At 33.7% G+C, this 21,703-nt stretch carries 20 protein-coding genes; 11 read left to right on the forward strand and 9 right to left on the reverse strand.

All coding sequences use genetic code 11. The features are described 5' to 3' along the window. Positions 1 to 187 precede the first annotated feature (187 nt). The 3 genes from SD960_RS16305 to SD960_RS16315 are packed head-to-tail and all read right to left on the reverse strand — an operon-like array spanning position 188 to position 2,553. The gene (locus SD960_RS16305; protein ID WP_318804777.1) at positions 188 to 709 is read right to left on the reverse strand and encodes a hypothetical protein; all 522 of its coding nucleotides are present in this window, start codon (positions 707 to 709) and stop codon (positions 188 to 190) included. 5 nt (positions 710 to 714) lie between these two features. Next, complete coding sequence (gene nhaA, locus SD960_RS16310; RefSeq protein WP_318804779.1) at positions 715 to 1,857, reverse strand: Na+/H+ antiporter NhaA; 1,143 nt, start codon at positions 1,855 to 1,857, stop codon at positions 715 to 717. A gap of 3 nt (positions 1,858 to 1,860) precedes the next feature. After that, positions 1,861 to 2,553, reverse strand: a complete 693-nt coding sequence (locus SD960_RS16315; protein ID WP_318804780.1) for an aspartate/glutamate racemase family protein — start codon at positions 2,551 to 2,553, stop codon at positions 1,861 to 1,863. A 103-nt stretch (positions 2,554 to 2,656) separates the two neighbouring features. On the opposite strand from SD960_RS16315, the gene SD960_RS16320 reads away from it, so the two are divergent. The 5 genes from SD960_RS16320 to SD960_RS16340 all read left to right on the forward strand — a co-directional run bounded on the left by SD960_RS16320 (position 2,657) and on the right by SD960_RS16340 (position 5,447). Continuing rightward, positions 2,657 to 3,604, forward strand: a complete 948-nt coding sequence (locus SD960_RS16320; protein WP_318804782.1) for a 2-hydroxyacid dehydrogenase — start codon at positions 2,657 to 2,659, stop codon at positions 3,602 to 3,604. Between the two features lie 215 nt (positions 3,605 to 3,819). After that, entirely contained in the window at positions 3,820 to 4,245 is a 426-nt protein-coding gene (locus SD960_RS16325) for a DUF805 domain-containing protein (RefSeq protein WP_318804784.1), read from the forward strand. A gap of 28 nt (positions 4,246 to 4,273) precedes the next feature. Next, on the forward strand, positions 4,274 to 4,651 hold the full coding sequence (locus tag SD960_RS16330) for a hypothetical protein (protein WP_318804786.1): 378 nt from the start codon (positions 4,274 to 4,276) through the stop codon (positions 4,649 to 4,651). Beyond that, positions 4,626 to 5,090, forward strand: coding sequence for a DUF2752 domain-containing protein (locus SD960_RS16335; protein ID WP_318804787.1), 465 nt, complete (start codon positions 4,626 to 4,628; stop codon positions 5,088 to 5,090). The genes SD960_RS16330 and SD960_RS16335 overlap by 26 nt, the downstream gene beginning before the upstream one ends. A 96-nt stretch (positions 5,091 to 5,186) precedes the next feature. Further along, positions 5,187 to 5,447 carry a TM2 domain-containing protein gene (locus SD960_RS16340; protein ID WP_318804788.1) on the forward strand — a complete coding sequence of 87 codons (261 nt, stop codon included), beginning with the start codon at positions 5,187 to 5,189 and terminating at the stop codon, positions 5,445 to 5,447. Positions 5,448 to 5,740: 293 nt separating this feature from the next. Here SD960_RS16340 and SD960_RS16345 read toward each other — a convergent pair whose 3' ends face one another. Further along, on the reverse strand, positions 5,741 to 7,543 hold the full coding sequence (locus SD960_RS16345) for a lysophospholipid acyltransferase family protein (RefSeq protein ID WP_318804790.1): 1,803 nt from the start codon (positions 7,541 to 7,543) through the stop codon (positions 5,741 to 5,743). Between the two features lie 118 nt (positions 7,544 to 7,661). Here SD960_RS16345 and SD960_RS16350 point away from each other — a divergent pair, with 118 nt between their 5' ends. The 3 genes from SD960_RS16350 (at position 7,662) to SD960_RS16360 (ending at position 10,992) form a co-directional block, all read left to right on the forward strand. Next, on the forward strand, positions 7,662 to 8,423 hold the full coding sequence (locus SD960_RS16350) for an exodeoxyribonuclease III (RefSeq protein ID WP_318804792.1): 762 nt from the start codon (positions 7,662 to 7,664) through the stop codon (positions 8,421 to 8,423). 154 nt (positions 8,424 to 8,577) lie between these two features. Further along, complete coding sequence (locus SD960_RS16355; protein WP_318804793.1) at positions 8,578 to 9,522, forward strand: OmpA family protein; 945 nt, start codon at positions 8,578 to 8,580, stop codon at positions 9,520 to 9,522. A gap of 432 nt (positions 9,523 to 9,954) precedes the next feature. Beyond that, entirely contained in the window at positions 9,955 to 10,992 is a 1,038-nt protein-coding gene (locus SD960_RS16360) for an aldo/keto reductase (protein ID WP_318804794.1), read from the forward strand. Between the two features lie 224 nt (positions 10,993 to 11,216). Here the strand turns inward: SD960_RS16360 and SD960_RS16365 are convergent, their stop codons facing one another. The 5 genes from SD960_RS16365 to panC form a co-directional block, all read right to left on the reverse strand. Next, positions 11,217 to 13,181: a biosynthetic peptidoglycan transglycosylase gene (locus SD960_RS16365; RefSeq protein WP_318804796.1), complete on the reverse strand. Its 1,965-nt coding sequence runs from the start codon at positions 13,179 to 13,181 to the stop codon at positions 11,217 to 11,219. A 152-nt stretch (positions 13,182 to 13,333) separates the two neighbouring features. Then, positions 13,334 to 14,695 carry a DNA repair protein RadA gene (radA, locus tag SD960_RS16370; protein ID WP_264535507.1) on the reverse strand — a complete coding sequence of 454 codons (1,362 nt, stop codon included), beginning with the start codon at positions 14,693 to 14,695 and terminating at the stop codon, positions 13,334 to 13,336. Continuing rightward, positions 14,695 to 15,849 (reverse strand): alpha/beta hydrolase, encoded by a 1,155-nt coding sequence (locus SD960_RS16375; RefSeq protein WP_318804797.1) that lies wholly within the window; start codon positions 15,847 to 15,849, stop codon positions 14,695 to 14,697. Before SD960_RS16375 ends, radA begins: the two co-directional genes overlap by 1 nt. 203 nt (positions 15,850 to 16,052) lie before the next feature. Continuing rightward, positions 16,053 to 16,403 (reverse strand): aspartate 1-decarboxylase, encoded by a 351-nt coding sequence (panD, locus tag SD960_RS16380; protein WP_026727479.1) that lies wholly within the window; start codon positions 16,401 to 16,403, stop codon positions 16,053 to 16,055. Between the two features lie 14 nt (positions 16,404 to 16,417). Then, positions 16,418 to 17,296, reverse strand: coding sequence for a pantoate--beta-alanine ligase (gene panC / locus SD960_RS16385; RefSeq protein WP_318804800.1), 879 nt, complete (start codon positions 17,294 to 17,296; stop codon positions 16,418 to 16,420). A gap of 78 nt (positions 17,297 to 17,374) precedes the next feature. On the opposite strand from panC, the gene SD960_RS16390 reads away from it, so the two are divergent. From SD960_RS16390 to glmS, 3 genes are read left to right on the forward strand one after another with little or no spacing between them, the layout of a single operon-like run. After that, a complete protein-coding gene (locus SD960_RS16390; protein WP_318804802.1) occupies positions 17,375 to 18,181 on the forward strand; it encodes a glycogen/starch synthase in 807 nt (268 codons plus the stop codon). A 21-nt stretch (positions 18,182 to 18,202) separates the two neighbouring features. Next, a complete protein-coding gene (locus SD960_RS16395; protein ID WP_318804803.1) occupies positions 18,203 to 19,831 on the forward strand; it encodes a DUF4270 domain-containing protein in 1,629 nt (542 codons plus the stop codon). Positions 19,832 to 19,840: 9 nt separating this feature from the next. Then, positions 19,841 to 21,688 carry a glutamine--fructose-6-phosphate transaminase (isomerizing) gene (glmS, locus tag SD960_RS16400; protein WP_318804805.1) on the forward strand — a complete coding sequence of 616 codons (1,848 nt, stop codon included), beginning with the start codon at positions 19,841 to 19,843 and terminating at the stop codon, positions 21,686 to 21,688. The last annotated feature ends 15 nt before the right edge of the window (positions 21,689 to 21,703 follow it).

Below are 21,703 nucleotides of genomic sequence, written 5' to 3' on the forward strand. Positions count from 1 at the left end.
AAATTCCAACTTTGTTGGGTTTGGAATTTTTTTTAGTACGGTTTGTCATCCTGACGGAGGAAGGATCTCACATGCAACTCTGCAAAGATTGGAGAATTGCTATGCCGGAGCTTCTTTTGTGATCTTTCCTCCGTCAGGATGACAATATTGAGAAAAATTGGAATTTGGAATTTAAAAGATTGAAATTTTACTTCTTTATAAGTTGAATATACTTCAAACCACATTCAGAAATCTTAGTATAAGAATTCATCGAATTGCCATAATTCTGAATCGTGATCGTATCTTTTACATAACTCGCGCCAATTCCAACCGGAATTTCTAATTCGGGTTCAGGTTTTGAATTAGAAACAGAATCATTTTCTTCCTCATTGCTAATATCGCCTTCATATTCATCCCATTTTATTCCTTCCAGGACCAAATATTTTTCGCCTGATTCATTTGTCGAAAAAGTTGCTTTGCCTTTTACTTTACGTGCATTTGTTTTTAAAAAGTATTGATATCCGTCTTTAAGCTTTGTTATTTCTATAGAAATTTCACATTCGGAGGTTTTATAAATCCCTTCAATTGATTCTTCATTTTTATTTATTTCAACAGAAATTTCGGTTTTAGGAATATCTTTTTCAACGACATTTTCAACTTTTTTATTAGTACAAGCTGAAATTAAAAAAACAGAAAGAATAATATAAACAACTGTAAATACTGGCTTCATTGTAATTAAGCTTTTTTCTTAGACAAGATATATTTGAGATAAACAAATCCGAAAATTCCAGAAAGCATAGACGCAATCAGAATCGCAATTTTTGAGAAAACAATAACTTCCGGATCTTTAAAAGCCAGTATTGTAATAAAAATAGACATCGTAAAGCCTATTCCGCCCAACATTCCTGCGCCTAAAATATGCGTCCATTTTAATTTTTTTGGCAGGACACAATATCCTGCGCTTACTCCGATAAAAGAGAAAAGTAAAATACCTAATGGTTTGCCAATGACAAGCCCTAAAATAATACCGATAGTATTAGGATGATTTAATCCTTCGTGCCAGTCAGATCCAATAGCGATGCAGGTATTCGCGACAGCAAACAAGGGCAAAATGACAAAGGCAACCGGTTTATGTAAAAAGTGTTGTAATTTATATGAAACTGATTTTGCACCACCATCTCCAAACGGAATCACAAAGGCTAATATTACGCCGGTGATCGTTGCATGAACTCCTGAATTTAGCATAAAATACCACATTGCAACTCCGCCAATTAAATACGGAATTATGTTGTGAATTTTCATTCTGTTCAACACAAACAAGAATGCCCAAATTCCTAAGGCAATTGCAAGATTTACAAAAGCGATTGAAGTAGTGTAGAAGACAGCAATAACAATGATAGCGCCTAAATCGTCAATAACGGCAAGTGCGGTTAAAAAGATCTTTAATGATGGCGGGACTTTATTCCCTAATAGCGATAATATTCCAATGGCAAAAGCAATGTCTGTCGCCATCGGAATTCCGGCTCCGTTTTGAGTAACTGTTCCGTAATTTAAGGCAAGAAAAATTGCCGCCGGAACCAGCATTCCGCCAAAAGCGGCCATAATTGGTAACGAAGCATTTTTTATACTTGATAATTCGCCATGATAAATTTCGCGCTCTAATTCTAAACCAATCAATAAAAAGAAAATTGTCATTAAACCATCGTTGATCCAATGTGTGATCGAATGTCCGCCTAAATCTGTTTCCCACAAAGCAATATATTCTGTCTGTAAAGAAGAGTTGGCAAGTCCAAGCGAAAGTATAGTGACAAAAAGCAATAAAAGACCACCTGATTTTTCGTTTTCAAAAAAAGCTTTAAAAGTTCTCGTTAATTTCATATTTTATTTTAATGCAGATTCTACCGCTTTTTTAGCGTGAATTTCTGCAGTGTTAAACAATTCAGCAGTAGTAAATTCATTGGTAATTAAGAGTTCAATTTCTGTACACCCCAATATAATTCCTTCTGCACCTTTATCAATTAAATCAGATATTATTTCTAAAACAATATTTCTTGATTCGTTATTTATAATTCCTTTTACGAGTTCATCGTATATGATTCTATGTATTGCTGCTCTTTGGGTTTCATCTGGAATTATGGTTTCTATTTGATGTTTGTTTAATAAACGACCTTTAAAAAAATCCTGTTCCATAGTAAATGATGTTCCTAACAAGCCAGCCTTTTTAAATTCTTTTTCTTTAATTTTTTCAGCGGTAGCATCACCAATGTGGATTAACGGAATTGAAACGTTTGCTTGTATTTCATCATATAATTTATGCATCGTGTTTGTACATAATACAATAAAATCAACGCCGCCTTTTTCAAGACTTTGAGCGGCTTCAATCATTAATTCGCCTAGTTTTTTCCAGTTTCCTTCTTTTTGCAGTAAAGCAATTTCATTAAAATCTACAGAATATAATAAACATTTTGCAGAATGTACGCCACCTAATTTCTCCTGAGTCGTTCGATTTATTATTTGATAATATAACGAAGAACTTTCCCAGGACATTCCGCCAATTAAGCCAATTGTTTTCATAATCCGTTTTATGCGAATTTACGCATTTCTTCCCGAATTTATTTTGTTAAAATAATAAAGCCTATTTTTTGTTACTTTGTTTTCCTAATAAAGCTTTTAATTTATGAGTATTAAAATTCTACATATCGACAGCAACCATCCTATACTTTGGGCACAATTAGAAGAAGCTGGTTTTGAAAATCACGCCGATTTTAAATCTTCAAAAGAAGAAATCGAAGCCAAAATCCAGGACTATAATGGAATTGTAATTCGCAGTCGTTTTAAAATCGATAAAACATTTCTGGACAAAGCAACCAATTTACAGTTTATTGCCAGGGTTGGTGCGGGTTTAGAAAGTATAGATTGTGATTATGCCACAGCAAAACAAATACACTTAATTGCAGCTCCGGAAGGTAATCGCAACGCTGTTGCAGAACATTCACTGGGTGTAATTTTGTCATTATTTAATAATTTAAATCAGGCCGACGCCGAAATAAAAGCGGGACACTGGAATCGCGAAAGTAATCGTGGTCACGAACTTGATGGCAAAACAGTTGGAATTATCGGTTATGGAAACATGGGTAAGGCTTTTGCTAAAAAACTTCGCGGTTTTGAGGTAAATGTTTTATGTTATGATATTTTGGATAATGTAGGAGACGAAAATGCAAAACAAGTTTCATTACATGAATTACAGCAAAGTGCAGATGTTTTGAGTTTACATCTTCCGTGGACTCCTGAAACAGACAAAATGGTCAATGCTAATTTTATAAATGCATTTGCAAAACCCTTTTGGATTATAAATACTTCGCGTGGTAAAAACATTGTTACAGCAGATTTAGTTGAAGCAATGAAAAATAAAAAAGTTTTAGGAGCAGGTTTGGATGTTCTGGAGTATGAGAAATTATCTTTTGAAACCCTTTTTCAGGATAAAAATACGCCGGAAGCTTTTCAATATTTATTAGAAGCCAAAAATGTTTTGTTAACTCCGCACATTGCAGGATGGACTTTCGAAAGTCATGAAAGGCTTGCGCAGGTTATTGTAGATAAGATTAAAAAAGTTTATTCTAAGTAAATTGAAATTTTTAACATTTGTAGCCAAAACCCGCTGTTTTTTACTATTTCGATTGAAAAATTAATAACAATCTTTTTCTTTCAGGAGAAAATTTTCATAATTAGTTTTTAAGATAATTTTTTGTTAATATTGTTTCGAATTTTAACTAAATTTTTAAAAAGGAGAAGCCGAAAATCCAAAAAATGAGGCATTAACTAACTAATTTATTATTAATTATGATTGAATGGTACAAAAAAGTAGTTTTTGAAAACTATGCAAACTTCAAAGGTCGCGCCAGAAGAAGCGAATATTGGTATTTTGCACTTGCAAATGGATTAATTTCTATTTTATTAATCGTTATTGGAGCTATCATAGGAGCAATTTTTGGCGATGCGATTACAGGGGGAATAATTGGATATGCTTTTTTTGGTCTTTATACCTTAGCGACGTTTATACCAACTTTGGCTGCAGTAGTAAGAAGATTGCACGACGTTGGAAAAAGCGGCTGGTTTTATTTTATCTGCCTGATTCCGTTTATTGGAGGTATCTGGTTGCTTGTTTTATTGTTTACAGAAGGTGATTCTGGTCCAAATGATTATGGACAAGATCCGAAAAACAATATCGAAGAAATTAATGAAATTGGAAAAGTTGAATTGCAATAATACTAATAACTAAATATAAATAATAGAAATGGAATTACAAGAAACATCAAATAATTTTAATGAGCCAATCCCAGTATTCAAAGTTGATCCTATTATGGTTTTACTTTTTGGATTTTTATCATGCGGATTATACTTAATTTATTGGAACATTAAAGTTGCAGAGGTTTTTAATGCTGTAGCAAAAAAAGAAGTTATCTCACAGCCAATTGCAATTTTTGCAGGATGTTGTATGCCGATAAATATTTATTTTTATTATTTAGCAGGAAAAGAAGCTTTGCCAAAAGTGTATGAGCAAACAGGTGAACTTCAAAAAGATCAGTCTACTTTATTAATTGTTTTAGGATTCTTTTTTCCTATTGCAGCAGCAATGATTGTACAAGGTGACATCAACAGATTATACAAATAATAGCAGAATAAAACGTAAAATTTACGGAATTATCGGTGCAGTAATTACACTGATAGTTCCGTTTTTTTTAATGCTCAATAATCATAACGACCATTTAGAGTCAGATCAGTCTTTTTGTCCTTTTAAAATGGTTACGGGATTTCCCTGTCCTGGTTGTGGTATTACAAAGTCGCTGGTTTATTTTTATCAGGGAGATTTATACAAATCGATTAGTTACCATATTTTAGGACCTTTTGTAATTGCTTTTTGCTGGGTAACTATTATTGTATTAGTAACAGAAATTATTACCAAAAAAGAATATTTTACAACACTCTTATACAATAAAAAATTAGCCTATAGACTGGCTTACTTTTTAGCTTTTTATCATTTTATACGATTGATTCTTTTTGTAAAAAATAATTCAATTGATGATATAATGCATCAGTCGATTTGGTTCTAAACAAAATCCCGTTCTGCTTAATGCAACGGGATTTTGTTTTTTTATTGACTAAATTAGTTGTGTTACAATTAAATAATCAAATTTAAAATTAAGAATATGGAAAATACACGATCAGAATTTGGAACTGTTAACCAAGAGAATAAAAAGATTGTCAGCGGAATTTTTGCAATATTATTGGGATCATTAGGTATTCATAAATTTTATTTAGGATATATCACTGAAGGAGTTATCCAGCTTATTTTAGGATTAGTTGGAATTGGAGGTCTTATAGGTCTTATAGAAGGAATTATTTATCTCACGAAAACAGATGAAGATTTTTACCAAACGTATCAGGTGGACAAAAAAGGATGGTTTTAAGCATTAAAAGTTCATTTGTTAAGTAGTAAGTTGTTTAAATGTCTTTTTTTGGCTTATTTATGACTTATAGAGGGTTATTTGTAAGTCTGTTTTGAGGTAATATTGTAACATCTTTACAAACGAAGTGATTCTCCTTTTTTAAAGGATCTGGAATTATTAAATTATTTCTAATCCTAGATATGAAGATTTGGTAGATTGATTGGAAGGAGCTAACTAGTTTGGAAAAAAAATTGTAATTAAAAAATCCCATTTGCTTATGCAAATGGGATTTTAATTTTATATTAATTGGGTAATTAATCTTCTTTTTCAGATAATTTACGCTCCAGTTCTATTTGAAACTCTTCAATAACCGGTTTCATTGTACTTTCCGGAATATCTGCAATACGAATGTACATTAAACCATCGATAGCGTTGTTAAACAACGGATCAACGTTAAAAGCAACTACGCGGGCATTTTGTTTGATGTATTTTTTAATTAAAACCGGTAAACGTAAATTTCCAGGTTCTAATTCGTCAATAATTTTGTCAAACTTATTAAGATCTGATTCGGCTTCATCAAAAATAAAGTCTTTGTCAGCGTCTTTTAGTTTTACCTTGTAAGCTTTTTTAGGATGAATGTATTGTGCGATATATGGATCGTAATAATTCGATTTCATAAACTCGATCATCAGTGATTTCGAGAAATCAGAGAATTGATTACTAATACTTACTCCACCCAATAAATATTTATGTTCAGGATAACGTAATGTTGTATGAATAATACCTTTCCACAATAAAAACAAAGGCATTGGTTTTTGCTGATACTCTTTAACGATAAAAGCACGTCCCATTTCGATGGATTTATGCATCATATCGTGCAATTCCGGTTCAAATCTAAAAAGGTCATTCAAATAAAAACCTTCAAGACCATATTTTGGATAAATTTCAGAACCTAACCCCATTCTATAAGCACCTGCAATTCGTTTGGTCTCATCATCCCACAAAAACATATGGTGATAATATTGGTCAAATTTGTCTAAGTCAATAGATTCATTTGTTCCTTCACCAACTTCACGGAAAGTGATTTCGCGCAAACGGCCAATTTCATGTAAAATATTCGGAATAGATTTCGCTGTTGCAAAAAACACTTCGTAATTTTTACTTTGCAATAAACGACAATCGCTTCCTCTTAAAGCATTTACCTCGTCAATCATTTTCGGCTCACTTGCCGGAGTAACAATTTTTTTAGGTGCTTTTGGTATTTTTAAACTTGCTGTATCAATTAATTTGCTGTCCTTTTCAAAAGGATTGGCAAGCATATAAGTTTTCTTTCTTAAAAATTCTGAATATTCTTCAAACGATTCAATTTCGTTTTGTTCGTTTACAGAAATCGGTTTACCAATACGAACTTTAATAACACGATCTTTTTGTGTCAATAATTCCGATGGTAATTTTGCAGTACGTAAAGTATCGTCAATTTTAGAAAGCCAGTAGAATAATCGGCTGTTTTTAGCGTGAAAATAAATGGGTACAACCGGAACTTTTGCTTTTCTAATCAATTTTAAAGCGCCCTCTTCCCAAGGTTTGTCTACTACTAATTTACCATCTTTATAGGTTGAAACTTCCCCGGCAGGGAAAATTCCCAACGGCTTTCCATCGCTCAAATGGCGTAAAGTTTCTTTAATTCCCACCACGCTTGATTTTGCATCCTTATGATTTTCAAAAGGATTAACAGGCATGATGTATTTTTTAAGCGGAACAATTCTGTGTAATAAAAAATTGGCAATAATCTTGAAATTAGGTTCTCTTTCAAGCATTAATTTCAATAATAAAATACCGTCAATTCCTCCAAGCGGATGATTAGAGATAGTAATATAAGCGCCATCTTTAGGTAAACGTTTTAAATCTTCTTCAGGAATTTCAAATTTGATTTCCATCTCATCCAAAATTCCGTTTAAAAACGCGACATCCTCTAAATGTTTGTTATGATCGTAAATTTTATTAAGGGTAGAGATCTTAAGAACCTTCATAAGAATCCAGCCTGAAAAAGTACCAAGAACCCCGTACTTCTCAACATTTATTGCCTTTGCAACTTCTTTCGCGGTAACTAAACCCATGTACTATTTTTAATTTATTAGAGCAGCGAACAAAGATAACAAAAAACTCTACTTTTCGTTGATACAAATGCAAACTTTCCACTTTTTTATTACATTTGGATTCCTAAAAAAAACTTGAATGAAAATTATTTCTTATAATGTAAACGGAATCAGAGCAGCAATTACTAAAGGATTTATAGAATGGCTGCAACAGGCAAATCCAGATGTTATTTGTCTTCAGGAAATAAAAGCGACACAAGAGCAAATTCCCGTTGAAGCAATTACCGAAGCTGGTTACCCGTATCAATATTATTATCCGGCTACCAAAAAAGGATATAGCGGTGTGGCTATCTTATCTAAAATAAAACCCAATAATGTCGTTTTTGGAACCGGAATTCAGCATATGGATTTTGAAGGTCGTAACCTTCGTGCTGATTTTGACGATTGTTCTGTAATGAGTTTATACCTTCCATCGGGCACTAATATTGAAAGATTAGATCATAAATTTATGTTTATGGATGACTTTCAAACTTATATTAACGAACTAAAACTATCGATTCCGAATTTGATTATTTGTGGCGATTATAACATTTGCCACGAAGCGATCGATATTCATGATCCGGTCCGTAATAAAACGGTTTCAGGATTTTTACCGGCAGAACGTGCCTGGCTTGACGGGTTTATAAAATCTGGTTTTATTGATAGCTTTCGTCATTTCAACAAAGATCCGCATCATTATTCATGGTGGAGTTATCGTGCCGGAGCCCGCGGAAACAATAAAGGCTGGCGTATCGATTATAATTTGGTAAGCGATTCATTAGAACACAAATTAAAGCGTGCTGTAATTTTACCAGATGCCGTACATTCAGATCATTGTCCGGTTTTAGTTGAGATTGAATAAAGTTTGGTATTGTTATTGTTAAAAGAATAGCAGTTTAAAAAGAAGAAATAACTTCAGTTGGAATTTGGAATTTTATCTTGAAAGTTAAAAATTGGAATTTAAACAGAATTTTTGAATTATTAATAAGCCCCAAATAAAAAACCAAAAGAATAAGATGATTAAAAAAGCCTCCATCGGATTGCTAGTACTAGCTTTATCCATGACTTCGTGTGTTTCTAAGAAAATTTACAATGATCTTGAATCTAAGTATTCAGATCTGAAAAAAGAAAATCGCTCTATTGCTGATCAAAATGCAGATTTGCAAAAAGCTAAAAATCAATTAGAATTAGATCGTGATAAATTAACAAAAGATTTAGCGAGCACAAAAGACGATCTTGCAAAACAAAAAGCAGATTTAGCCGCTGAACAAAAGAAATACAAAGTACTGCAGGATTCCTACAATGCATTGGAAAAAAACAGCAATGATGCATTAGAAAGCAATATGGCTAAAAACCGTGAATTGCTGGCACAATTAGAAGCAAAATCAAAAAAATTAGCCGAAGAACAAGCACGTCTTGATAAAACAGCAAGCCGATTAAACGAACTTGAAGCTATGATTGCGGCCAAAGAAGCGGCAATGAAAAAGCTGAAAGAAACTTTATCTAAAGCCTTAAACGGTTTTGAAGGAAAAGGTTTGACAGTAGAACAGAAAAACGGAAAAGTTTATGTTTCTATGGAAAACAAATTACTTTTCAATTCAGGAAGCTGGGCTGTTGGTACAGAAGGTAGAAAAGCCGTTGTAGAATTAGGAAAAGTTCTTGGAGATAATCCTGATCTTTCGGTTCTTATTGAAGGACATACAGATGATGATCCGTATGCTGGTTCAGGACCAATTGCAAACAACTGGGATTTGTCTACAAAAAGAGCGACAGCAATTGTAAATATTTTGAGTGAAAACACAAAAATTAACAAACAAAAACTAACGGCAGCAGGTCGTAGCGAATTTTCTCCTTTGGCAAGCAACGCCACTCCGGAAGGAAAAGCTAAAAACCGTAGAATCGAAATCATCTTAACGCCAAGATTAGATGAAATCGCTGAGATGCTTAATAGTATAAACTAAGTTTCTGAGGGACTGAGGTTCTAAGATGCTAAGATTTTAAAAGGCTCAAAGTTTTAACTTTGAGCCTTTTTTCTTTCCTGCAAGGTTTTCAAAACCTTGTAGGTATCTTGGTTTATATCCTAATGTTCGAAATTAACACCTACACGATTTTACAGGATAACGTGACAATACAATAATTATGTCAATCAATAGCTACTCCGTTAGGAGTTAAATATTGGTAGAAAAAACAGAAACGCCAACGAAAATAATGTCCCGTAGGGACTACACCGACAATTAACATTCATTTTTTAAATTTTGAAATTCACTTTTTATATCCTTTTTAACTTTTGTCGAATTTTCATTTGAATAATCCCATCGTATCTTTGAAGCTTTAATTACAAAGAATAAAACCTTAGTATCTTAGTCACTTAGAACCTCAGAATCTCAAAAAAAATGAAATACACAACTTTACCCAATACTGACATCAAAGTCAGCAAAATATGTCTCGGAACGATGACTTTCGGACAACAAAATACGGAAGCAGAAGGTCATGCCCAAATGGATTATGCTCTTGAACGCGGAATTAACTTTTTTGATACTGCCGAAATGTATTCAGTTCCGGCAAGTGAAGCAACTTACGGAAGTACAGAAAAAATTATCGGAACATGGTTTAAAAAATCCGGAAACCGTGAGAAAGTAGTTTTGGCTTCAAAAATTGCAGGACCAAACGCGAATTTTGGGTATATGCGCGAAAAACTTGATTTTTCTCCTGCAAGTATTAAATATGCTTTAGATAATAGTTTAAAACGTCTTCAAACAGATTATATCGATTTGTATCAAATGCATTGGCCGGAACGTAAAACCAATACTTTTGGTCAGCGTGCTTTTAAAGTTCAGGATGATGCGTGGGAAGATAATTTTAGAGAAGTTCTGGAAACTTTTGACGGATTAATCAAAGAAGGAAAAATAAAACATATCGGAGTTTCGAATGAAAATGCATGGGGAATGATGCGTTTTCTGGAAGAAAGCAAATATCAAAATTTGCCGAGAATCAAAACCGTTCAAAACCCGTATAATTTATTGAATCGTCTTTTTGAAGTTGGTTCAGCCGAGGTTGCAATACATGAGAATGTAGGTTTATTAGGATATTCACCTTTAGGATTTGGAACATTGACGGGCAAATTTTTAACCGGAGAAGAACATCCAAAAGCAAGAGTTAAACTTTTTCCTCAATATACTCGTTACGGAAGCGATCAATGTACGCAAGCAACAAAATTATATCAGGAAATCGCCGATAAACACGGATTAACATTAACGCAATTATCAATGGCTTTTGTATTGAAGCAGCCATTTTTAACCAGTGCCATTATCGGGGCTACAACATTGGAACAATTAAAAGAAAATATTGACACGATTGATGTTGTACTTTCAAAAGAAATTTTAGCCGAAATTGATAAAGTTCAGGCTATTATTCCTGATCCTGCTCCTTAATTTATTGCCAGGAAGGCGCTAAGACACAAAGATTATTATCATTTTGTGTCATTTCGACCGAAGGGAGAAATCACACTAGAAACTCGACAAAGATTGGTGATTCTCTTTGTATATTCACAAGTGTGATTTCTCCCTTCGGTCGAAATGAACTATGGGTAAACTTTAGTTTATAGAGGAAAGGTTAACCTGAAACTTTGTGCCTTCGCGCCTTCGTGGCAAATCGTTTAAAGATCAAATTCCTCCTCGATGGCCAAAGAATCATTTTTAATTGCAGTTGAATCTGGAGCTTTAATGCGAATTAACGAACGCGCATTCCCGGAAATATAAACAGGAAGCAGACCAATTGTGTCTTCCGGAATTAACAAACCTCTACGAAACATTAAGTTTCTTAAGAATTTTTGATTTTTTACGGCATAATCTTTTAGATTACCTTGATCATTAAATTGATACATGAATTTTCGAGGCTTCGGAATAATTGTCGCCAAAAACAGGCATTCGTCAACATTTAAAGTAGATGGACTTTTTTGGAAATAAAACTGACTTGCTTCACCAATTCCGTATACATTTGGTCCCCATTCGATAATGTTGAAATAAACTTCCAGCATTCTTTCCTTGCTTACAACTCTGTTATTTTCTAAAATATAAACCAATAGAATTTCTTCCAGCTTACGCGAAAGCGTTTTTTCACGGGTTAGAAATACGTTTTTAATCAATTGCATGCTGATCGTACTGGCGCCGCGAGAGAATTTTTTAGTTCTGATGTTTTTTAAAATAGATTGTTTAAAAGCTTCATTAATAAATCCGCGATGAGAAAAGAAAGAAGGATCTTCTGTCGTCAATACTGATTTTCGTAAATAAGGCGAAATTTGGTCCAAAGGTGTATAATTGGGATTTGCACTTCCAACCAAAACAGGACGCTGTAATACATTTTGAATGATAGCACGATATACAAATTCTCTGTTTAATTTATTAAGATCGGCTTCACCATATTTCGTGATTCTCAGATCTTGTTTGTTTAGTTTACTGTCAAAAACTAAAGTGTTTGGTTTGTTTTTATTGAATTTGAAATCCAATTTATAATCGAAAATTCCCGTTGCTTCCATTCCCTGAAAATGCGTAAACAATCCGTCTGGCAAGGAAACGATAAAATCCTGTGCCTGCATTTTCGGGATATCAACTTTCAAAGTGTAAACCGTATCTTTTTCGGTATTATAAGAAACGTAAGGCTTTACTTTTATTTTATTCAATTGCATTGTTGAAGTGCTGTCAATCGAAATAAAATCATCGCCCAGCAAGAAACGATAATCAAAACGTGCATTTTTAATTACAACATCTTTACTTGCTATTTTTGGATGATTGATTTTTAAATTCGTTATGGAAGTATAGCCGTCAATATGCAATTCGCTTCCGTCTTTATCAATATTGGCAACATTTAATCGAATAGAATCAAAGCTTGCCTTAAAGTTATAACGTTCGTCAAGATACGGAACGCGAATCGCTCCGGTATCAAGATTAAAAAACCGAATATCTGCTTTTTTATTTCTAGGATCAGCAAATCCTTTAATATTCCATTTTTGATCAAAATTTTTGCTTTGAACATGAAGATTCGTTTCAAGCTGTTTATTGTCTAAAACGAGTTTATTTATCGCAATAGAGGCTTTCTTACCATTATCATCAATTTTAAAATTCAGATTTTCCAACTTCATATCTGTTGGAACTAAATTTAATAGCTTTGAAATGATTCGGTAAGCAAAAGTGGCGTATTTGCGTTTTTCGTTTGTATCAGAATCTGATTTGTCTCTTTTTAGAAAAGCGTCAAAATTGCGAATCTTTCCCTTTTTTACTAATTGAATATAGCCATTGTTGATTTTTAGGGTTCCAACCTGAACATCGCCAATTAATAAATTGGATAAACTAATACTAGTTTCTATTTTTTGAATGTGGCAAAGCGTGTCTGCATTATTAGGAACTAAAATAACATCAGTTAATTTGATTCCGGATAAACCTTCAAAAGAAGCTGATTTTACAGAAAATTTACTGTCATATTCTGTATTCATTTTCAGGGTAACTTTTGCAATGGCTTGTTTTAAAAGCGAATCGCGAAAAAAGTATAAACCTAAAAAAAGCACTCCTAATACCAAAAGAAGTATCAAAAGTGCTTTATATATTTTTTGTTTTTGAAATTTCATAAAGTGGGTTTATAAAAATTTAAGGAATGTTCGAACAAACTTTTTTTGCCGCTAATTTCACTAATTTCCCGAATTAACTAAGTCGTCAAATAACCTGTTAAATTTCAATAAAAAATTCGTGCTAATTCGTTTAATTCGTGGCAACTAAAAAATTATCCAAATAGAAAACTGGCAACATCTTCGATTTTTGCTACGAGTTCTATTTTGATTCCTGTGTTTTTTAAGGCAATTTTATTGTATTTTGAAACAAAGATAGTATTGAATCCTAGTTTTTCGGCTTCCTGAATACGTTGATCTACACGATTTACAGGTCTGATTTCTCCGGATAAACCAACTTCGCCCGCAAAACAAAACCCTTTTGTTATCGGAATATCTTCGTTGGATGATAAAATAGCAGCAACAACAGCTAAGTCAATTGCAGGATCATCCACAGAAATCCCTCCGGTAACGTTTAGGAAAACGTCTTTTGCACCTAAACGAAATCCGGCTCTTTTTTCTAAAACCGCCAAAATCATGTTTAGTCTTTTGGCGTTGTATCCAGTCGTACTGCGCTGTGGCGTTCCGTAAACCGCTGTACTTACAAGCGATTGTATTTCGATCATTAACGGACGCATGCCTTCCATGGTTGTGGCAATCGCAGTTCCCGACATTTCTTCGTCTTTGTGCGAAATCAATATTTCTGACGGATTGCTTACTTCTCGCAAACCGCTTCCGAGCATTTCATAAATTCCCAGTTCAGCAGTCGAACCAAAACGATTTTTTAGCGAACGTAAAATTCGGTAAACATGATTTCTGTCGCCTTCAAACTGCAAAACGGTATCGACCATGTGTTCCAGGATTTTTGGTCCGGCTATGTTTCCGTCTTTCGTAATATGTCCGATTAAAATAACCGGAATATTGGTTTCTTTAGCAAACTTGATTAGTTCGGCAGTTGTTTCTCTAATTTGAGAAATACTTCCGGCTGTCGATTCAATATAATCGGTATGTAAAGTCTGGATTGAATCTATAATTACAATCTCTGGCTGAATCGCTTCAATTTGTTTGAATATATTTTGCGTTTTAGTTTCCGTCAAAATATAGCAGTTATCGCTATTTGGCGTTATTCTCTCGGCACGCATTTTTATTTGTTTCTGACTTTCTTCTCCGGAAACATATAAAGTTTTATAAGGCAGTTTTAAAGAAATTTGAAGCAAAAGTGTACTTTTTCCAATTCCGGGTTCACCGCCTAATAGCGTTAATGATCCTGGAACCAAGCCTCCGCCAAGAACACGATTCAATTCGCCATCAGTTGTATTCATTCGAATTTCCTGAGCCGAATCGATTTCATTAATTTTTAATGGTCTCGGTGCTTTGCTGGTAGAAGTGGGTTCACTTTTCCAGGCTACCTTTTCCTGCTTCTGAATAATTTCTTCGGCAATAGTATTCCATTCCTTGCAGGCATTGCATTGTCCTTGCCATTTGGCATATTGGGTTCCGCAATTCTGGCAAAAAAAAGAAGTTTTAACTTTAGACATTATTTGGTTTTTTTAGCAAGCGTATTCATTTCGTCGATTTTCTCGTACATCACATCTTTATTCAAATCACCAATTGGTTCCATTTGTGATGCATTTTGATATTTTTTCGAAGCTCTTTTTGGATCTCCCATTTTTTCATACATCAATCCTAATTCATATTCGCCCAACATCGCTTTTGGATAATTTACGTTTCCAATTTCGGCCATTTTACCTAATTCGTCATACGCATTTTTTTTAAGGATAAGGTTTTCTATGATTTTAAAATCACTCATTCTCACCGGAATCTGAACGCCTAAAACTTTAGACATTGTGTTGTATTTATTTTCCAAATAATCAGCATATCCTGTTTCAAGAACAGCAATTTTATCATTGTATTCTGCCGAATTAATAGGTTTGTATACTTCAAAAATTTGGTACAAAGCACTCGGAATTGCATGTAAAACCTGAGTGTAATGCGTAGTACCTTTAAACAAGTCGTATTTGTAGTTCACCAGAGGATTATTGGCAAGTTTAATATTGCTGTCTAATTTTTCTATTGGTTCTTTGATTTTTTTATTGTCACCATCTGCAGCAGATAAATAGTAAAATACAGGTTCTGTTACTTTTGCAAATTTCTCCGGAATTCGAACTTCCATTTTAGAAGCTAATTCTGGGCTAAAACAAATGTAGGCGTTAAATAGCGGTTGTTCTTTATATAAATAGAAGTTAACAAAACTTGCAGTAATATCATGACCGGCAATAATTCTAAAAGGCGAAGTGCGGTATTTTTTTTCGATATAAGGAACTAATTCTGCACCAACAAATTCAAAAAACTCTGCACCTTTTTCAAAAGGAAGCCCTTCATTTTGGTCGATAGTGGTGTCGTCTTCTCTTTCGTCATTTTTATTTTGATGAATACCAATGATAATCATTTCGGGCAAATCGCCCCAATAAGTACCATAACTTACGGCACCAGAAAAAGGATCAAATAAATAATCACCGTCTAATAAATATAAAACAGGATATTTTTTTTCAGGATTGGCTTCGTAAGATTCCGGAAGTCCGATTGTAATTCTTCGTTCTTCTCCAAGTTTTTCAGATTGAATGTTGTCGAATTTCTTCTGAGCAAAAGCCGAGATGGAAATTAAAGCAAATAGTAAGTAAACTTTTCTCATGATTTGGGGTATTTCAGTGGATTAAAAAGTATTGAAATAGTGTAGCAATATAACATTTTATTTGCTTTTTTATTATTGTAGGAATTTTAAAAATAGCAATGTTGTTTTATCTTTAAAATCAATATCGAATTTAAGCCAATAAAATACTGTCTGACCAATTAAAATTTGGTCAAACTAAAATTGAATAAGTGTAAAAGGAAAGCTTACGTTAGCGAATTATCGTTTTCATTTGGGAAAATGATCCACGGTTTGAAGGTTTTAGCTTCTTCAAATTCCAGGGTTGCATATGAAATGATAATGATAATATCGTCTTTTTGAACTTTTCTGGCTGCAGGACCATTCAGTGTAATTTCACCTGAATTTTTTTCTCCTTTAATAGCATAAGTTTCAAAACGTTCACCATTATTGATATTTACAATAGATACTTTTTCGCCTTCAATTATGTTTGAAGCTTCTAGTAAAGTTTCATCAATAGTAATGCTGCCAATATAATTTAAATCGGCGCCGGTTACTTTTACTCGATGAATTTTAGATTTTATAACTTGAATTTGCATGTTGCAAAGGTAAATTAATTTAATGAAATGGTGTCAATCAACCTAATAGAATTAACAAATACTGCTATAAATGCGCGGTAATTTTTGCCTTCTCTTTTATGATCAATAGGTAATAATGTAGATTCATCAGCAATTACGAAATATTCCAATTCAAACTTTTTATTGTCTTTGAAAGAATTTTCAACAAATTCAATTGTTTCTTCAGGAGTTTTTGTGTTGAATATTTCTTTTGCTTCAGTTAAAGTTTTATAGATAATCGCAGCTTCTTTTCTTTCTTCCGGGGTTAAGCGCTCATTTCTGGAGCTCATTGCCAATTGGTTTTCTTCTCTAAAAATAGGACAGCCTACAACATTTACAGGCAAGTGATTTTTTTCGACCATTTTTTTAACGATCTGCAATTGCTGAAAATCTTTTTCGCCAAAATAGGCATTTGTAGGAGTTACGATTTCAAATAGCCTTTTTACGATTGTGCCAACGCCATTAAAGTGTCCGGGTCTGAATTTTCCTTCCATTTGATTTTCCAATCCGTCAAAATCAAAATCCTGCGAAACCGTATTTCCTTCGTAAATATCTTCTACAGAAGGAGCATAGAGAATCATTTTATCGCTCAAACCACGCATTTTTTTTACGTCCTCTTCCAAAGTTCTAGGATATTTTGCCAGATCTTCGGGATTGTTAAATTGAGTTGGATTTACGAAAATACTTACTACAGTATCGTCGTTTTCTTTAAGGGATCTTTGCATTAAAGCCAGATGTCCTTGGTGTAAAGCACCCATTGTAGGAACAAACCCGATGGTCGAATTTGCCGTTTTGATAGTTTTTAAATAGGCTATCAAAGCTACTTTACCGTAGAAAATATGCATGTTGGTAATATTAAAATTTAGTGCAAACATAATATATTAGTTATAAACTGCATAAATTTTTGTAATTTTGCAACGTTTTTATTACCAAAAATTAAGTAAAATACTATTATGAAAGATAAGAGGATATTATATGTATCATCTGAAGTCGTGCCTTATTTGGCTGAAAATGAAGTTTCTTTAATGTCTTATGACGTTCCTAAAATGATTAATGATCAGGGCGGCCAGATAAGAATTTTCATGCCAAGATATGGAAATATCAACGAAAGAAGACACCAGTTGCATGAAGTTATTAGACTTTCAGGAATGAATTTGGTAGTGAACGACTTAGATATGCCATTGATTATTAAGGTAGCTTCAATTCCTAAAGAAAGAATTCAGGTTTATTTTATTGATAATGATGAATATTTCAAACGTAAAGCAACTTTTGCTGACGAAGAGGGAGCACTGTATCCTGATAATGACGAAAGAGCGATATTTTTTGCAAAAGGAGTTGTTGAAACAGTAAAAAAACTAAACTGGGTTCCGGATATTATTCACGTTCATGGATGGCTGGCTGCTATGTTGCCAATTTACATGAAACATTACTATAAAAACGAAGCTTTATTTTCTGAAACAAAAATCGTAACATCGGTTTACGGACAATCTTTTGATGAAAATTTAGATTTAGAAATGATTAATAAGGTGAAATTTGACGGTGTTCCTCACGAAGCAATTGCTGATTTGGAAACGCCAAATTATGAGAATGTTCTAAGAGCTAGTATATTACATTCTGATGCTGTTATCATTGCATCTGAAAATGTATCGCCAAGTTTAACAAAATTTATAGAATCTTCAGGAAAACCTTTTTTACCTTTCGCCACGAAAGATGCATTCGCGGAAGCGTATACAAATTTCTACAAAACGATGGGGCTTTAAATTTTAACTTTATTTTTAAACATGTATAATACTTCTTTCTTTAAGAAAATTCTATTAATAAGTACTGTAGTTCTTTTATATTCTTGCGACAAAGATTTTAATGCCATTGGAGATGATTTGATTGGAGACGATCATTTTGGTCTTGAATCTGAAAAATATGATGTTTTGGCTTACAATCAGGAAGTAACACCAATTCAGTCAAATTCTTTGACAGTAAATGCTTTAGGTATTTATGATAATCCGGTTTTAGGAACAACAACAGCAAATTATGCAACGCAGGTTGCACTTACTGCGTATGCGCCATCTATTGGAGAATCGCCGGTAATACAAAGTGTTGTACTTAGTGTGCCATATTATAGTCATGTAACAGCTACTAATGCTGATGGAAGCAGTACTTATGCATTAGACTCTATTTATGGAGCACCGGAAGGAAAGTTAAAATTAAGTGTTTACGAGTCTGGTGTACAGATGCGTGCTTCTTATTTTAATGGAGGCAATCAATTTGCACAATTGTATAATACTGATATGGATACTCCAACAAGTGATGCGGAATATATAAATTTTGATGCAAAAAAAGTGGGCAGTCGATTAAATACAGGAGGTGTATTAGAGAATGATCAATTCTTTTTTGACGCAAAACAAATCACTGACGTAACAACTACTGATGGGAAAGAAGTTAGCACAAAAGTTGCTCCTGAGATGCGTTTGAATTTAGATAATGCCTTTTTTCAAAGTAAAATATTGAGTGCTCCGGCGGCAAAGCTTGCTACGGCTGATGTTTTTCAGGAATATTTCAGAGGATTATATTTTCAAGTAGAGAGATCAGGGAGCGATCCAAGTAATATGGCTTTGATGGATTTTACAAAAGGTAAAATTACTATTAAATACAAGGCTAAAACTGATATTACAACTGATGGGGAAACTTTAGAAGACAGAACATTGGTTATTAATTTAACAGGAAGTACAGCTGGTTTACTTAAGGATGCCAAAAGTTCTGACTATGCAACTGCAATACAAAATCCGAATTCGGCAGGAGATGAAAGACTTTTCTTAAAAGGCGGTCAGGGATCACTTGCTGTATTAGAACTTAATGGTCTTGCAGCCAAATTAGAAGAAATTAGAGCCAATAAGTGGCTGGTTAACGAAGCCAATTTGGTTTTTTATATCGATACTTTACAAATGGCTAAAACTGCTGATGGTAGTACTGATATCAAAAAAATGGCTAAAGAGCCAAAAAGAGTTTACTTGTATGACCTGGATAATAATTTACCAATTGTAGATTATGCAACAGATGGTAGTACAAGTATAACAACCGATCCCCGAATGACAAAAGTTATTTACGGTGGTATAGTCAATGTAAATTCGACTACTAAAAGAGGATCGTATTATAAAATAAGATTAACTAATCATATTCGAAATATCATAAAAGATGCAACTGCTAAAAATGTTAGGTTAGGTTTAGTTGCTATTGATGACATTAGCATTACAGCTTCGAATAAGTTGAAATTAAAAAACAGCGTTATTTCAGAAGCGCCACGATCGACAGTTATGACGCCTGTAGGAACAGTATTGTATGGAGGTAATTCAAGTTCAACAATCCCGACTGGTAAAAAATTACAACTTGAGATTTACTACACGAAACCAAATTAATAAATATATATGTGTGGAATTGTTGGATATATCGGTCATAGAGAGGCTTATCCTATTGTTATAAAAGGATTAAAGCGTCTCGAGTACAGAGGATATGACAGTGCCGGGGTTATGTTATATGATAACTCAGGTATAAAACTTTGTAAAACAAAAGGTAAGGTTTCAGATCTTGAAGAGAAAGCAAAAGATAATTTTACTACAAACGGAAGTATAGGAATTGGGCACACTCGTTGGGCTACACACGGGGTTCCAAACGATGTAAACTCACATCCGCATCTTTCAAATTCTGGTGAATTAGTAATTATTCACAATGGAATTATTGAAAATTATGCACCTCTTAAGGAAGAATTAAAAAAGAGAGGCTATACTTTTAAATCAGATACTGATACAGAAGTATTGGTAAATTTGATTGAAGAAGTTCAGAAAAAAGAAAATATAAAACTGGGTAAAGCAGTACAAATTGCTTTAAACCAGGTTGTAGGTGCTTATGCGATTGCGGTTTTTGATAAAAAAAATCCAAACGAAATCGTGGCAGCAAGATTAGGAAGTCCGTTAGCAATTGGGGTTGGAGAAGGAGAGTTCTTCATTGCTTCAGATGCTTCGCCTTTCATTGAATATACTTCTAACGCTATTTATCTTGAAGATGGGGAAATGGCAAACATCAGATTGCACAAACCTCTTAAAGTTAGAAAAATTAAAGATGACTCTTTAGTTGATCCTTACATTCAGGAACTTCAAATGAATTTGGAGCAAATTGAGAAAGGCGGCTATGATCATTTCATGTTAAAAGAAATATACGAACAGCCAAGTGTAATTAAAGATACCTACAGAGGAAGACTTCATGCCAATGAAGGAATTGTTCAGATGGCTGGTGTTGAAGATAATTTAGAGAAATTCCTAAACGCAAAACGTATTCTAATTGTTGCTTGTGGTACTTCATGGCACGCAGGTTTAGTAGCAGAATATATTTTTGAAGAGTTTACCCGTATTCCGGTTGAAGTTGAATATGCTTCTGAATTTAGATACCGTAATCCAATTATCAATAAAGATGACGTTGTTATCGCGATTTCTCAATCAGGAGAAACTGCAGATACAATGGCGGCTATTAAATTAGCAAAAGAAAACGGTGCTTTTGTATTTGGAGTTTGTAATGTTGTTGGTTCATCTATTTCAAGAGAAAGTCATGCTGGAGCTTACACGCACGCAGGACCTGAAATTGGAGTAGCTTCGACAAAAGCATTTACAACTCAAATTACGGTTTTAACTATGATCGCTTTGAGATTAGGTAAAGCTAAAGGAACTTTGTCAAATACAGACTATCATACTTACTTGCAAGAATTAGAAATAATTCCTGAAAAAGTAGCAGAGGCATTACAGACAAATGACAGAGCAAAAGAAATTGCAGCAGCTTTTAAAGATGCTCCAAACTGTTTGTATCTAGGTCGTGGATATAACTTCCCAGTTGCATTAGAAGGCGCTTTAAAGCTAAAAGAGATCTCGTATATTCATGCTGAAGGTTACCCTGCGGCTGAAATGAAACATGGTCCAATTGCTTTAATTGACGAGCATATGCCGGTTATTGTAATTGCACCTAAACAAGGTCATTATGACAAAATTGTAAGTAACATTCAGGAAATAAAATCAAGAAGCGGTAAAATTATCGCTGTAGTTACAAAAGGTGATACACAAGTTCGTGAATTAGCCGATTATGTAATCGAGATTCCTGAAACTTCAGATGCGTTATCACCGCTTATTACTACTATTCCGTTGCAATTACTTTCTTATTATATTGCAGTGATGAGAGGTTGTAATGTCGATCAGCCTCGTAATTTGGCAAAATCAGTTACTGTGGAATAAAGTTTATAAAATATT

The sequence above is a fragment of the Flavobacterium sp. MMLR14_040 genome, assembly GCF_033657265.1.
GTDB lineage: Bacteria > Bacteroidota > Bacteroidia > Flavobacteriales > Flavobacteriaceae > Flavobacterium.